This window comes from Pseudomonas farsensis (assembly GCF_014268805.2).
Taxonomy (GTDB): Bacteria; Pseudomonadota; Gammaproteobacteria; order Pseudomonadales; family Pseudomonadaceae; genus Aquipseudomonas; species Aquipseudomonas farsensis.
On record NZ_JABWRF020000003.1, the window covers coordinates 650,304 to 663,982 of the forward strand.

Sequence of the window (13,679 nt, forward strand, 5' to 3'; positions counted from 1 at the left end):
ACGGATGACTATTTTAGTAACCGGCGGTGCAGGGTTTATCGGTGCCAACTTTGTACTCGACTGGCTGGCCTGCTCGGAAGAGACCGTCATCAATCTCGACAAGTTGACCTACGCCGGCAACCTGCAAAGTCTCGCTTCGCTGCGCCCAGGTGCGCAGCATATCTTTGTCCAGGGCGATATCGGCGATGCCGGGCTGGTGCAGCAATTGCTCGAGCACTATCGGCCGCGAGCGGTAATCAACTTTGCGGCCGAGTCCCATGTCGATCGCTCGATCGAAGGGCCCGAGGCGTTCGTGCAGACCAACATCGTTGGCACGTTCCGGCTGTTGCAGAGTGTTACCACTTACTGGCGAGCGTTGCCCACTTCGCAGGGCGGTGCGTTTCGCTTCCTGCATGTCTCAACTGATGAGGTCTATGGCAGCCTGGCCGAGGGCGATGCAGCGTTCACCGAAGCCCACCCGTACCAGCCCAACAGCCCGTACTCAGCAAGCAAGGCAGCAAGCGACCACCTGGTTCGGGCTTATCACCACACCTACGGGCTGCCGGTGCTGACCACCAATTGCTCGAACAACTACGGCCCGTGGCAGTTCCCGGAAAAACTGATCCCGCTGATGCTCGCCAATGCGCTGGCTGGCAAGGCGTTGCCGCTCTATGGGGATGGCCTGCAGATCCGCGACTGGTTGTATGTGGGGGATCATTGCGCTGCAATTCGCCGCGTGCTGGAGGCTGGCGTGGTAGGCGAGGTGTACAACATCGGTGGGTGCAACGAGATGTCCAACCTCGAAGTCATCAGCCACATTTGCCGACTGCTCGACGCGTTGCGCCCCCGTGCTGATGGGCAAAGCTACTGCTCGCAGATTATCCATGTGGCAGACCGCCCCGGGCATGACCGGCGTTACGCGATCAACGCTGGCAAGGTCGAGCGGGAGCTGGGTTGGCGGCCTGCTGAAACCTTCGAAAGCGGCATCGCCAAGACCGTTGGCTGGTACCTGGACAATCAAGCCTGGGTGCAGGCGTTACTTGGCGCAGGCCTCGGGCGATGAAAATCCTCTTGCTGGGCAAGCATGGGCAGGTCGGCCGCGAGTTGCAACACAGCCTGGCACCGCTGGGCGAGCTTCTGGCGCTGGGGGCGCGCAGTGCCCCCCTTTGCGGCGACCTGGCCGACCTCGTCGGCCTTTCCCGTACGCTGCGACACTACGCACCCGAGGTCATCGTCAATGCGGCAGCCTACACCGCTGTCGACCGCGCCGAGGCTGATACCGCCGCCGCTTATCGAGTGAATGCCGAGGCCGTGGGCGTGCTGGCTCGATACGCAGCCCAGAGCGGGGCGTTGCTCGTGCACTTCTCCACGGACTACGTCTACCCAGGCCATGGCGTGTTGCCGTGGACGGAGTACGACACCACAGGCCCGTTGAATGTCTACGGCGCCAGCAAGCTGGCCGGCGAAGTCGCCATCCGCCTGTCAGGCTGTCGCTATCTGATTTTCCGTACCAGTTGGGTGCATGCCGCCCACGGCAACAATTTCGCAAAAACCTTGCTCAAACTGGCTGCCCGACGCGGGAGCCTCGGCGTGATCGACGACCAGTTCGGCGCACCAACCGAGGCTCGGCTGCTGGCCGATATCAGCGCCCAGGCAATCCCGCAGGTGCTCCGCGAACCTGCGCTGGCCGGGCTCTACAACGTGGCGGCGGCGGGGGAGACGACCTGGTTCCGCTACGCCGGTTTTGTACTTGCCCATGCCCAGGCTGCAGGTTTGCCGCTGATGCTAGCGCCGTGCGCACTGAATCCCTTGACCACCGAACAATATCCCACACCGGCGCTACGCCCGTTCAATTCCAGGCTTGCGACTACCCGGTTGCAGACCGCCTTCGGCGTGGATTTGCCAGATTGGACCACCGGCGTAGCGCGCACGCTGAACGAACTGATGGAGCAGCAGGCATGAGCAAACGCAAAGGCATCATTCTGGCTGGGGGCTCGGGTACTCGTCTGTATCCGGCAACCCTGGCGATATCCAAACAGCTGCTCCCGGTCTACGACAAACCGATGATCTTCTATCCGCTGACCACGCTGATGCTGGCAGGTATCCAGGACATCCTGATCATCTCCACGCCCCAGGATACGCCGCGCTTCGAACAGCTTTTGGGGGATGGCAGCCAGTGGGGGCTGAACCTGTGCTACGCCGTGCAGCACTCTCCGGACGGCCTTGCCCAGGCATTCTTGATTGCTGAAACCTTCATTGGCAACGGCCCGTCCGCACTGGTGTTGGGCGACAACATTTTCTACGGCTACCACTTCCAGGAACTGCTGCGCAATGCCTGCCGCCGTGAGCAGGGCGCTTCAGTGTTCGCCTATCACGTCAGCGACCCTCAACGCTACGGCGTTGTCGCTTTCGACGAGGCGGGTACAGCGGTGAGCCTTGAAGAAAAGCCGCTGCAACCACGCTCCAACTACGCCGTCACCGGGCTGTATTTCTATGACGCGCAGGTGGTCGATATCGCCCGGCAAATTAGCCCCTCCGCGCGCGGCGAGCTGGAAATTACCGATATCAATCGCATCTACCTCGAACAGGGCAGGTTGTCTGTCGAAAAGATGGGGCGGGGCTACGCATGGCTTGACACCGGCACTCACGATTCGCTGCTCGAGGCTGGGCAGTACATCGCCACCATCGAAAACCGCCAGGGCTTGAAAGTCGCCTGCCCAGAAGAAATTGCCTACCGCCAGGGCTGGATCGGTGCCGAGCAACTTGACGCAATGATTCTGCCACTGGCCAAGACTGGATACGGCCAGTACCTGCAACGCCTGCTTAACGAGGGTATCTGCTGATGAAAGCGACCCCACTGGCCATTGCAGAGGTTGTCCTGCTCGAACCTGCCATTTTCGAGGACGAGCGCGGCGCGTTTTTTGAAAGCTACAACCATCGGCTGTTCGAGGCCGCTGTCGATCAGCGCGTGGCGTTCGTTCAGGACAATCATTCCCGCTCGCACAAAGGCGTGCTGCGTGGCCTGCATTACCAACTCGACAACCCCCAGGGCAAATTGGTGCGCGTGGTTGCAGGTGAGGTGTTCGATGTGGCGGTAGACCTGCGCCAGCGCTCGCCAACGTTTGGCCAGTGGGTCGGCGCCCACCTGTCTGCGGCAAACCGGCGCCAGCTCTGGGTGCCGGAAGGCTTTGCCCACGGTTTCTATGTGCTCTCGGAAACCGCGGAGTTCTTGTACAAGACCACCCGCTACTACAGCCCCGCAGATGAGCGCTGCCTGATGTGGAACGACCCGCAGGTCGCGGTTGGCTGGCCATTGCAAGGGGCGCCGCTGGTGTCGGGCAAGGACGCGATGGGGCGGGCGCTGGCCGACGCTGACATCTACCGCTAAATCACCCTCGCCGTGCTGGCACAAAGCAGCGGGCGGAGTTTGCTATTTATTAGAAGAGGTATGCGAGGCGTGCAAAAGATATCTGCCTCTCCCATGGCCATGTTTTCGGTGCTCTGGCAGCACCGCAAGCTTATCCATGCGTTGAGCAAACGCGAGGTGGCCAGCCGCTATCGCGGTTCCTACCTAGGCATCTGCTGGGCTGTGCTCACGCCGGCATTCATGCTGGCGGTCTACACATTTGTTTTCAGCGTGGTGTTCAATGCCAAGTGGGGTGACAGCGGCCACTCGAAAACCGAGTTCGCCCTGATTTTGTTCACCGGCCTTGTCGTCTTCAGCGTCTTTTCCGAGTGCATCAGCCGGGCGCCTGGCTTGGTGGTGGCCAACGCCAGCTACGTGAAAAAAGTGATCTTCCCTCTGGAAATCCTGGCGCTCGTGACCCTTGTTGGCGCCTTGTTCAACCTGCTGGTCAGCCTGCTGGTGTGGATGCTCTTTTACCTGGTGTGCTTTGGCCTGCCGCCGTTGACCGGGCTGCTGTTGCCCTTGGTACTGTTACCGTTGGTGTTGTTCGTCCTCGGCCTTTCATGGTTGCTGGCCTCGCTGGGTGTGTTCCTGCGGGACGTGGGCCAAATGGTGGGTGTGCTGGTCACTGCGCTGATGTTCATGTCGCCGATCTTCTACCCACTGTCGGCAATCCCTGAGCACTATCGCTATCTGCTCGAACTCAATCCGCTGACCCATGTCATCGAGCAGGCGCGCGCTGTTCTGCTCTGGGGCCAGTTGCCCGCATTCGGTAACTGGGCGCTTTCACTGGGCGCCGGTCTTATCTGCGCCTGGGGCGGTTTTGCCTGGTTCCAGAAGACCAGAAAGGGGTTTGCCGATGTGCTCTGACCTAGCAGTGCGTGTCCGCGGCTTGAACAAGTGCTATCACGTCTATGACAAACCCCACCACCGACTGCTGCAAATGCTGACGGGCAAAGGCCGGCGCTTTTTCCGCGAGTTCTGGGCGCTCAAGGATATCGACCTCGATATCCGCAAGGGTGAAACGGTCGGCATTATCGGGTGCAATGGTTCGGGCAAATCCACACTGCTGCAGATGATCTGCGGCACGCTTACCCCTACCAGCGGTGAATTGCAGGTCAACGGGCGAGTGGCGGCATTGCTTGAGCTTGGCGCCGGCTTCAACCCCGAGTTCAGCGGCCGCGAAAACGTCTACCTGGCCGCTTCGCTGTATGGCCTGAGCCCAGCGCAGATTGATGAGCGTTTCCTGGCCATCGCAGAGTTTGCCGATATTGGCGAATTTCTTGAACAACCCGTTAAAACCTACTCCAGCGGCATGTACGTGCGCCTGGCTTTTGCGGTTGTGGCCCATGTAGACGCCGACATCCTGGTGGTCGATGAAGCGCTGTCGGTGGGTGATGCGTTCTTCACCCAGAAATGCATGCGTTTTATCAGGACGTTCTGCCAGACCAAGTCACTGATTTTCGTGAGCCACGATTCTTCGTCGATCATCAGCCTCTGTGACCGGGTGCTCTGGCTCGACCGTGGCGAGCAGCGTCAGACGGGCCCGGCCAAGGAGGTGTGCGAGCAGTACCTCAATGCATTGTTCGGCGCGTTGTCCGAACAGCCGGTCGATGCTCAGCCACAGCGCAAGCACATCGCCCGCTTAGGTCAGCCGGAGCTTGTGTGGAAAGACCAACGCACCGATCTGGTCAACGCGAGCGCCTTTCGCAACGACTTGCAGGTGTTGCGTTTTGCGCCTGACGAGGCTGCATTCGGCGGCGAGCAGGCGCGGGTCAGCAGTGTTGTGCTGACCGACTCGCAAGGGGCCAACCTGGCCTGGGTGGTCGGTGGCGAGCAGGTGACGCTGAGCGTTGTGGTGGATGTGGCTTGTGACCTGGCTCGCCCCATCGTCGGCTTTTTCGTCAAAGATCGCCTGGGCCAGACACTGTTCGGTGACAACACCTACTTCAGCTACCAGCATCAGCCACTGTCCGCGCCCGCGGGCAGCCAGCTCACCGCACGTTTCGAGTTCTACATGCCCTGGCTAGCTAAAGGCGACTACGTCGTCCAGGTAGCGGTAGCCGAAGGCTCCCAGCACGAGCACCGCCAGCTCCACTGGTTGCACGAAGCGCTGGTCATCCGCTCCCATCATGATCCGGTGGCCACCGGCATCATCGGTATTCCTCTGTCCGCTATCAGTCTTAGCGTTGCTTGAACAAAGGTTGGTGTATGCATCCTAGTGCTATGAATCTCGGTGCCCTGTTCTTTCAAAACTACCTCGCCGATGCCGCTGGCAAAACCGTGGTGGACATCGGCTCGCGGGATGTTAACGGTTCGCTGCGACAGGTGTGCCCGACTGCAGCCAACTATATCGGCGTCGACTTCGACCCAGGCGACGGCGTCGATGTGGTGCTCGACGACCCTTACCAGATGCCCTTCGCCGACGCTTCGGTAGATGTCGTGGTGTGCAGCTCGGTGTTCGAGCACTCGCAGCTATTCTGGCTGGTGTACCTGGAGCTGTTGCGCATCCTCAAGCCTGACGGTGTGCTGTACCTGAACATGCCTAGCAACGGCTATATCCACCGCTATCCGGTGGACTGCTGGCGCTTTTACCCCGATGCAGGCAGCGCTTTGGTCGCCTGGGCTCAGCGCAGCGGCTATAACCCAGTATTGTTCGAATCCTTCATTGCCAACAAAGGCGGCGACCTGGAAAGCGACCCGGCCAGGGCCTGGAACGATTTCGTCGCGGTGTTTGGCAAGGATGCCGAGTACCAGCCCCGTCATCGCCAGCGAATTCTCGGCGTCTACCCGGACTACACCAACGCGACCTGCGATATACACAGCATCGACCAGAAATACAGCAGTGCTACCGAAGACCTCGACATGATCACTGCCCGCGGGGCGTTGTTGGGTGAGCAACAAACGTCGCTGGTCGAGGCCCGCCAGTGCATTGCGCAAGCCGAAGCGGAACGTGCCGAGCTGTCACGCCTGCTCGACGAGGCGCGCGAAAGCCTGCAGCGGCAAACCCACATCGTTGCGGCTCTACGCCATTCCAACAGTTGGCGGCTGACGCAGCCATTACGCGTGGCGAAACGGCAAGCGGAACCAGTCCGTCAGCTTGCACTGCGCGTGAGCGGCCGTGTACGCGCACACGGCGGCGTGCCAGCGATCCTGTCCGGTAGTCTTCGGCTACTACGCCGTGAAGGTGCCTTGGCCGTGTTGCGCCGCATTCGCTCGGCCTGGGCGTTGCCGGTGCCTGTGCAAAGCGGCGCACAAGCAACGGTTGCGGACATTCCGGTCGTTGCCTTTGATAGCATCAGCGAAGGCTTCACCGAACATATCGCCCAGCCGCCAATAGACCCAAGCGTGAAACTCATCGCGTTTTATCTACCGCAGTTTCACCCGTTCGCCGAAAACGACAAATGGTGGGGCAAAGGCTTTACCGAATGGAGCAACGTGGCCAAGGCCCGCCCCAACTACCAGGGCCACTACCAGCCGCACTTGCCAATCCACTGCGGCTACTACGACCTGCGTGTGCCGCAGGTCATGCGCGAGCAGGCCCGGCTTGCCAAAGCCTATGGCGTGCATGGCTTCAACTATTACTTCTACTGGTTCGCCGGCAAGATCCTCATGGACACGCCATTGCAGATGATGCTGCGCGACCCGCAGGTGGACATGCCGTTCTGCCTGACCTGGGCCAATGAAAACTGGACTCGCCGTTGGGACGGCCAGGAAAATGACGTGCTGATCGCCCAGGAGCACACCGCCGAGGACTCCTTGGCATTCATTCGCCATCTGCTGCAGTATTTCGCCGATCCGCGCTATATCAAGGTGGACGGCAAGCCGCTGCTGATCGTCTATCGCGCCAGTATCATCCCGGACATGGCCGGCACCGCCCGGCTGTGGCGCGAAGAGGTGGTCAAGCATGGTTTGCCAGGGTTGTACCTGATGTGCGCGCAGACCTTCGGCATTCTGGCCCCCGACGAATTCGGCTTTGATGCCTCTCTGGAGTTCCCGCCCCACACCACGTTGAGCCATCGCATCAACGAGCAGCTCGATATCACCAACCCGGACTACGCCGGCAACCTGTTCAGTTACGACCAAGTGGTGGATAACGTTGTGCGCATGCCCGAGCCGGCCTACAAGCTCTACAGGACCGCGATGCTGTCCTGGGACAATACCGCGCGCAAGCAGAACAACAGCCATACCTTTCATGGCTTCAGCCTGCTGCGCTACAAGCAGTGGCTGGCATTCCTCTGCAACCGCGTGCAGGATAACCCCAAGTACGCAAGCGACGAGAAGCTGGTATTCGTCAATGCCTGGAACGAGTGGGCCGAAGGCACCCATCTGGAGCCGGATCGCAAGTTCGGCTATGGCTATCTGCAGGCCACGTACGATGTGCTGAGCGACTACGACCAACAGCCTCAGAGCATTGCGACGGCGGTGGTTGAGCAGCGCAATCCACTGGCCGCCATCGTGCACCTGCATTACCCGGAGGTGCTCGCTGACCTGCAGGCGCAACTTGAAAACCTGCAAGCGGTGGGCTGCGACCTGTATTTCACCGCTACCAGCGCTTCGGCAGCCGCGCAACTGCGCAGCAGCTACCCGGAGGCGGCGGTTTACCTTGTCGAGAACCGCGGGCGCGATATCCTGCCGTTCATCAAGGTGCTGGCCCAGCTTGAAGGCCTGAACTATCAGGCCATCTGCAAGCTGCATGGCAAGAAAACCGTCTACCGGGCTGATGGCGCGCAGATCAGGCAGGAGCTGTTCTCATCGCTGGCGGGCAGCGCGGAGCAGGTGGCCACAGTTGCTCGGCGCTTCGCCGAGGACCCCACGCTGGGGCTGGTGGTGCCGAGCAAGTACCTGATTGAACACAGTGACCACAACATGACCTACAACCACCAGCCAGTGGCTGACGCCTGCCGGCTGATGGGGCTGGAGTTCGTGCGTGATCGCTTCCCCGCAGGCTCGATGTACTGGTTCAGGCCTGAGGCGCTGGCGCGGCTCAGGGCGATCGAACCTGAAGCGTTCGATCTGGAGCGTGGGCTCTGTGATGGCACCATGCCCCATGCGATCGAACGCGTGATTGCACTGTTGGTCAGGCAGGAGGGCTACAGTGTCGAACGCTGCTAGCGCCAGCTTCAACGCTCGCGCAATGCTTCGGTCCGCGCCTTGAGCACCGGCTTCAACAGGTAGTCCAACACGCTTTTCTGCCCGGTAATAATGTCCACCGTGGCGACCATGCCGGGGATGATCAGCAATGGCTTGTTGTCCCCGCCCAGGTGGTTCTTGTCGGTGCGCACCTGGATCAGGTAGAACGCGTTGCCCTTGTCGTCAGTGACGGTATCGGCGCCGATCAGCTCCAGCTTTGCCTTCAAACCGCCGTAAATGGTGTAGTCGTAGGCGCTGAACTTGACCATCGCAGTCTGCCCGGGGTGCAAAAATGCCACGTCCTGGGGCCGCACCTTGGCTTCGATCAGCAAGTTGTCTTCAATGGGCACGATCTCCACCAAATCGCTGCCGGGCTGGACCACGCCGCCTATGGTGTTGACCTTCAGCAGCTTGACGATGCCGCGCACGGGCGACACCACGGTGGTGCGGTTGACGCGGTCGTCGATGGCGATGCTGGTGGCGGTGATCTTGGAAAGCTCGGTGCGTTTGTCGTTGAGTTCCTTGGCTGCCTCCGAGCGGAAGGTGGCATCGGATTCCTGGATCTTGCTGCGGATTTCCGCCACAGCAGCTTCGGCGCGGGGTATCGCCAGGCTGGTGGCGCTGAGCTGACCGCGGGCTTCGACGCTGCGCTGTTTGAGGCGCAGGATTTCAACCGGCGAGATGGCGCCCTTGCTGACCAGTGGCGAGGACATATCCAGCTCCTGTTGCAGCAGGCCTACGGCTGAACGGTACTGGTCGACCTTGGAGCGAAATTCGGCAAGTTCCTGGGTTTTCTGCCGCAGTTGCTCGTTAAGCGTCTGTTTTTCGCTAGCCAGGCGGCGTTGGCGCGACTCGTACAACCCTGCTTCATCCGCGGCTACCTGTGGCGCCTTGGCGCGCACTTCAGCGGACAGCACGAAAGGCTTGCCATCGGCTTCGGCCTGCAGCCGCTCCACCTGGGCGCTGAGGGCGTAGCGGTCGGCTTCGCTCTCGCCTTTGTTGGACTTGAACCGGGTGTCGTCCAGGCGCAGCAGGGTGGCGCCTTTGTCGACCATCTGGCCTTCGCGGACGAAGATCTCGGTCACGATGCCACCTTCGAGGTTTTGCACCACCTGGATCTTGCTCGACGGAATGGCCTTGCCCTCGCCGACGGTGACCTCATCGAGCACTGCAAAATTGGCCCACACCAGTGCCACCAGTAGCAGCACCGCCGCCAGCCATACCGTCAGGCGTGACAGCCCCGGCGACTCTTGCTGGGTGGCGCCGGCCAACTCCGGCATATAGTCGCGCTCGGCGCGAGCGTCGCTGCCGTGCAGGTAACTGCGCACGCTATGGCTGATGGACATGTTCTACCTCGCCGAGGAATGGGGTTGCTCACTACAGCGCCGAACCAATGCGCCCTTTGCGCAGCGCATCGATCACCGCGTCCTTAGGCCCATCGGCGACGATCTTGCCGTTATCCAGCACCAGCAGCCGGTCGACCAGGCCTAGCATCGAGGTACGGTGAGTGACCAGCAGCAGCGTCTTGCCCGGCACCCAGGCCAGCAGGCGCTGGCGCAGTTGGTCTTCGCTGCTGTTGTCCATGTGGCTGGTGGGTTCGTCGAGTATCAGCAGCGGCGGCTCCAGCAGCAGCGCGCGGGCCAGCAGCACTGCCTGGCGCTGGCCGCCGGAGAGCAACTGGCCGCGCTCACCCACCGGGCGGTCGAAACCTTGTGGGTGCTGGCGTGCCAGCTCGCTGACGCCGGTCAGTTCGGCCACTTCGAGCATGCGCGCATCGCTGACATGGCGGGCGCCCAGGGTGAGGTTGTCGCGCAGGCTGCCGGCCAGCAGCGGCAGGTCGTGGGCCACATAGCCGATCTGGCTGCGCAGGTCGGCGATATCCAGTTGCCGCAGGTCAAGGTTGTCCAACAGCACCTGGCCCTCGTCGGGGTGGTGAAAGCCCATCAACAAACGGCCCAGGGTGCTCTTGCCCGAGCCGCTGCGGCCAATGATGCCGATACGCTCGCCCGGGCTCAGGCTGAAGCTCACATCGCTAAGTGCTGCTGCCGTCTGGCCGGGGTAGCGGAAGGTGGCATGGCTGATGCTCACCGCGCCCTGCAGTGCGGTGTGTTCCAGGCCCTGATGGTCAGGTTGGCGCTCTTGCGGCAGGCTCATCAGTGCATCGGTGCTGCGCATGGTCAGCTGAGCTTGCTGGTAGCGGGTGATCAGCCCGGCAATCTGCCCGAGCGGGGCGAGCACGCGGCTGCCGAGCATGTAGCTGGCCACCAGTGCGCCGACGCTGAGGTTACCGGCGATGATGCTGTACACCCCGGCGACGATGGTGGCCATGCCGCAGAACTGCTGGATGAACAGCGTGCCGTTGGTGGCCAGTGATGACAGGTTGCGGGCGTGGGCATCGAGCCGGGCGATGGCGCCGTTGGTGTGTTCCCACTGGTATTGGCGCTCGCTTTCGGCGCCGCAGGCCTTGAGGGTTTCCAGGCCGCCAAGGGTCTCGATCAGCAGCGCCTGGCGGACTGCGCCCAGGCTCAGGCTCTTTTGTACGGTGTCGCGCAGGCGCAGCTGGATGAACAACGCCAGGGCCACCGCCACCGGGAACGCAACCAGTGGGATGACCACCAGCCAGCCGCCAAGCAGGCCGATCACCAGTAACATCAGCGCCACGAAGGGCAGGTCGATGATGCTGGTCAGGGTCACGGCGGTGAGGAATTCCCGCAGGCCCTGGAAGTCGTGGATGCTCTGGGCGAAGCCGCCGATGGTGGCCGGGCGCGCCTTCATGCTCATGCCGGTGATGCGTTCGAACAGCGTGGCCGAAAGTATCAGGTCGGTTTTTTTCCCGGCTTGGTCGAGCAGATGCGCGCGGACCATGCGCAGCACCAGTTCAAAGGCGGTGCCAATGAACAAGCCGGCTACCAGCACCCACAGCGTCGATAGCGCCTGGTTAGGCACGACGCGGTCGTAGGTCTGCATGACGAACAGCGGCACCATCAGCCCCAGCAGGTTGATCAGCAGGCTGGCCAGCAGTGCATCGCCGTACAGCCAGCGCGAATGGCGCAGGGTGTCGCGAAACCAGGCGTTGACCCGCGGCAGCAGCGGCGAGCGTACGTCTTCCAGCGTGTGCCGGGGGCGGGCAAACAATGCTTGGCCGCTGTAGGCCTCTGCCAGCGCCTGCGCCTCGACCCACTGCTCGCCGCCTTCGGCTTCGCAGGGCAGCAGCAGCGCCCGGCCGTTTTCGCCGAAGCGCTGCAGCACAGCGCTGCGGCCGTCGTTGAGAATCAACAGCAGCGGCAGGTTGAGCGCCGAGATGGCGCCCAGCTCGCGACGCAGCACCCGCGCCTGCAAGCCAGCACGGGCGGCTGCACGCGGCAGCAGCGCCAGGCTCATGCGCTGGCCGGCCAGTGGCAAGCCGCTGCACAGGCTGGCGCGGCTGGCGTTGCAGCCGTGCAGGCGACACAGTATCAGCAGGCCATCGAGCAACGGGTCGTCCACATCCAGGCGCGGTTGCGCGCTTTGCATACTGGTCACGATGGCCTACTCCTGGCTTGTGCTAGCGCATGTCGGGCAACCGCGCCTCGTTACGCACCTCGGATTTTGCAATGGCTTCGGCCGGCAGCGTGATGCGCTGTTTGCTCAGCAGTTCGCCCATGGTCGCCAGCACGCGGTACATCGAGTATTCCTCGGTGTAGCGCACCTCGGCGTAGCGCCGGTTGGCGTTGTACAGCTCGTTCTCGCTGTCGAGCACATCGAGCAGGGTGCGTTGGCCCAGGCCGAACTGGTCCTGGTAGGCGGCGCGCACGCGCTGTGTGGTTTCGGCGTATTCACGGGCGCTTGGGGTCTGCTTGCGCGCGTTGTTCATGGCGTTCCACGACAGGCTGAGGTTTTCGTTCAGCTCGCGCAGGGCGTTGTTGCGGATGTCCATGGCCTGGTTGATCTTGTGCGCATCGGACTGCAGGCGCGCTTTGTCGCTGCCCCCGCGGAACAGGTTGTAGCTGAGCTCCACGCCCGCTTGCCAGTCGTTGTTGCTGTGCCCGCGCTCACCGCCCTGGTTGTTGTTGGCGCCGGTCGCCAGCACCGCGTCCAGGCGCGGGTAGAACGGCGACTTGGCCACTTCGTACTGTTTCTCGGCGGCGTTCACGTCGGCCTGGGCCGAACGCAGATACGGGTTGTTTTCCTGCATGCTCTTGCGCGCGTCGGCCAGGGTTGGCGGCACTTCTATCTTGATCGTGCTCGGGGCCTCCAGCTCATCGGCAGGGCGCCCGACCACACTGAAGAAGTTAGCCTCGGCATCCGCCAGGTCCACCTCGGCGGTGTCCAGGTTGTTTTCTGCCAGGGCGCGGCGGGCGCGGGACTGGTCAAGGTCGGCGGTGCTGCCAACGCCGCGTTCGCTGCGCAGGCCGATCTGGTCGTTGACCCGCAGGTGCGCCTGCAGGTTGTTGCGGGCCAGGGTGACCAGTTCACGGCGTTTCAGGACTTCGAGGTACACCTCGACGGTGCGCAGTGCCACGTCCTGGGCGATGGCCTGGGTGTAGTAGGCCCGCGAGTTGGACACCGCTTCAGTTCTACCCACTTCATTGGAGGTGTTGAAGCCGTCGAAGATCATCTGCCGCAGGCGCAGCTCCGACTGGGTGTAGTTGAGGGTGGCCTTGTCGTGGTTGCGGGTGCCGTCGGCATTGAGTCCGCGGGTGTTGAGGTTGTCCGAGCGCTGGCGCCCGTAGCCTGCGACCAGGTCGACCGTGGGAAAGTACCCGCCGCGAGCGAACTTCACATCCTCATCAGCCGAGAGCCTGCTGTTGCGATACGAACTGATCTGCGGGTGGTAATCCACCGCGCTCTGTACGGCCTCGTTAAGTGACATCGCCTGGGTATTGGCGCACGTCATAGCCAATAAAATCGCACCGGTGATGGGGGTTAAAACGCGCATGGGGTACTTCTCCCTGGTCTCAAAATGGTCCTGCAATCGCCAAAAAAATGACGAAAAATAAGTGTCAAACCGTTTCAGGCTTGTAACAACCTAGCTAAGAACATTTATGGGCCTAGCTAAGAAGATTTCTTCATAAGGTATATGCGAAAAAAAACTTATGCGGTCTAAGCAAAGCACGACATTGTTGCTCTCAGGTGGCTCGCTCAACCGGCTGCAACGCTCAGGTTGTCGGGCTTCGATGAA

General features: G+C 61.8%; 10 protein-coding genes. 7 read left to right on the forward strand and 3 right to left on the reverse strand.

From position 1 onward, the window contains the following. Window positions 1–4 precede the first annotated feature (4 nt). The 7 genes from rfbB (at window position 5) to HU719_RS19230 (ending at window position 8,500) form a co-directional block, all read left to right on the forward strand. A complete protein-coding gene (gene rfbB / locus HU719_RS19200; protein ID WP_186535883.1) occupies window positions 5–1,042 on the forward strand; it encodes a dTDP-glucose 4,6-dehydratase in 1,038 nt (345 codons plus the stop codon). Further along, window positions 1,039–1,941: a dTDP-4-dehydrorhamnose reductase gene (rfbD, locus tag HU719_RS19205; protein ID WP_186535881.1), complete on the forward strand. Its 903-nt coding sequence runs from the start codon at window positions 1,039–1,041 to the stop codon at window positions 1,939–1,941. Before rfbB ends, rfbD begins: the two co-directional genes overlap by 4 nt. Beyond that, window positions 1,938–2,822, forward strand: coding sequence for a glucose-1-phosphate thymidylyltransferase RfbA (rfbA, locus tag HU719_RS19210; protein WP_186535879.1), 885 nt, complete (start codon window positions 1,938–1,940; stop codon window positions 2,820–2,822). The genes rfbD and rfbA overlap by 4 nt, the downstream gene beginning before the upstream one ends. Next, window positions 2,822–3,367: a dTDP-4-dehydrorhamnose 3,5-epimerase gene (rfbC, locus tag HU719_RS19215; RefSeq protein ID WP_186535878.1), complete on the forward strand. Its 546-nt coding sequence runs from the start codon at window positions 2,822–2,824 to the stop codon at window positions 3,365–3,367. Before rfbA ends, rfbC begins: the two co-directional genes overlap by 1 nt. 69 nt (window positions 3,368–3,436) lie before the next feature. Then, window positions 3,437–4,255, forward strand: a complete 819-nt coding sequence (locus HU719_RS19220; protein ID WP_186520090.1) for an ABC transporter permease — start codon at window positions 3,437–3,439, stop codon at window positions 4,253–4,255. After that, complete coding sequence (locus HU719_RS19225) at window positions 4,245–5,582, forward strand: ABC transporter ATP-binding protein (RefSeq protein WP_186535877.1); 1,338 nt, start codon at window positions 4,245–4,247, stop codon at window positions 5,580–5,582. The genes HU719_RS19220 and HU719_RS19225 overlap by 11 nt, the downstream gene beginning before the upstream one ends. Window positions 5,583–5,611: 29 nt before the next feature. Further along, window positions 5,612–8,500 (forward strand): glycoside hydrolase family 99-like domain-containing protein, encoded by a 2,889-nt coding sequence (locus HU719_RS19230; protein WP_186535876.1) that lies wholly within the window; start codon window positions 5,612–5,614, stop codon window positions 8,498–8,500. 8 nt (window positions 8,501–8,508) lie between these two features. On the opposite strand, the gene HU719_RS19235 is transcribed toward HU719_RS19230, so the two are convergent. The 3 genes from HU719_RS19235 to HU719_RS19245 are packed head-to-tail and all read right to left on the reverse strand — an operon-like array spanning window position 8,509 to window position 13,436. After that, entirely contained in the window at window positions 8,509–9,864 is a 1,356-nt protein-coding gene (locus HU719_RS19235; RefSeq protein WP_186535875.1) for an HlyD family type I secretion periplasmic adaptor subunit, read from the reverse strand. A 31-nt stretch (window positions 9,865–9,895) separates the two neighbouring features. Then, window positions 9,896–12,031, reverse strand: a complete 2,136-nt coding sequence (locus HU719_RS19240) for a type I secretion system permease/ATPase (protein WP_186520119.1) — start codon at window positions 12,029–12,031, stop codon at window positions 9,896–9,898. A gap of 31 nt (window positions 12,032–12,062) precedes the next feature. Continuing rightward, the gene (locus HU719_RS19245) at window positions 12,063–13,436 is read right to left on the reverse strand and encodes a TolC family outer membrane protein (protein WP_186520086.1); all 1,374 of its coding nucleotides are present in this window, start codon (window positions 13,434–13,436) and stop codon (window positions 12,063–12,065) included. Window positions 13,437–13,679: the final 243 nt, after the last annotated feature.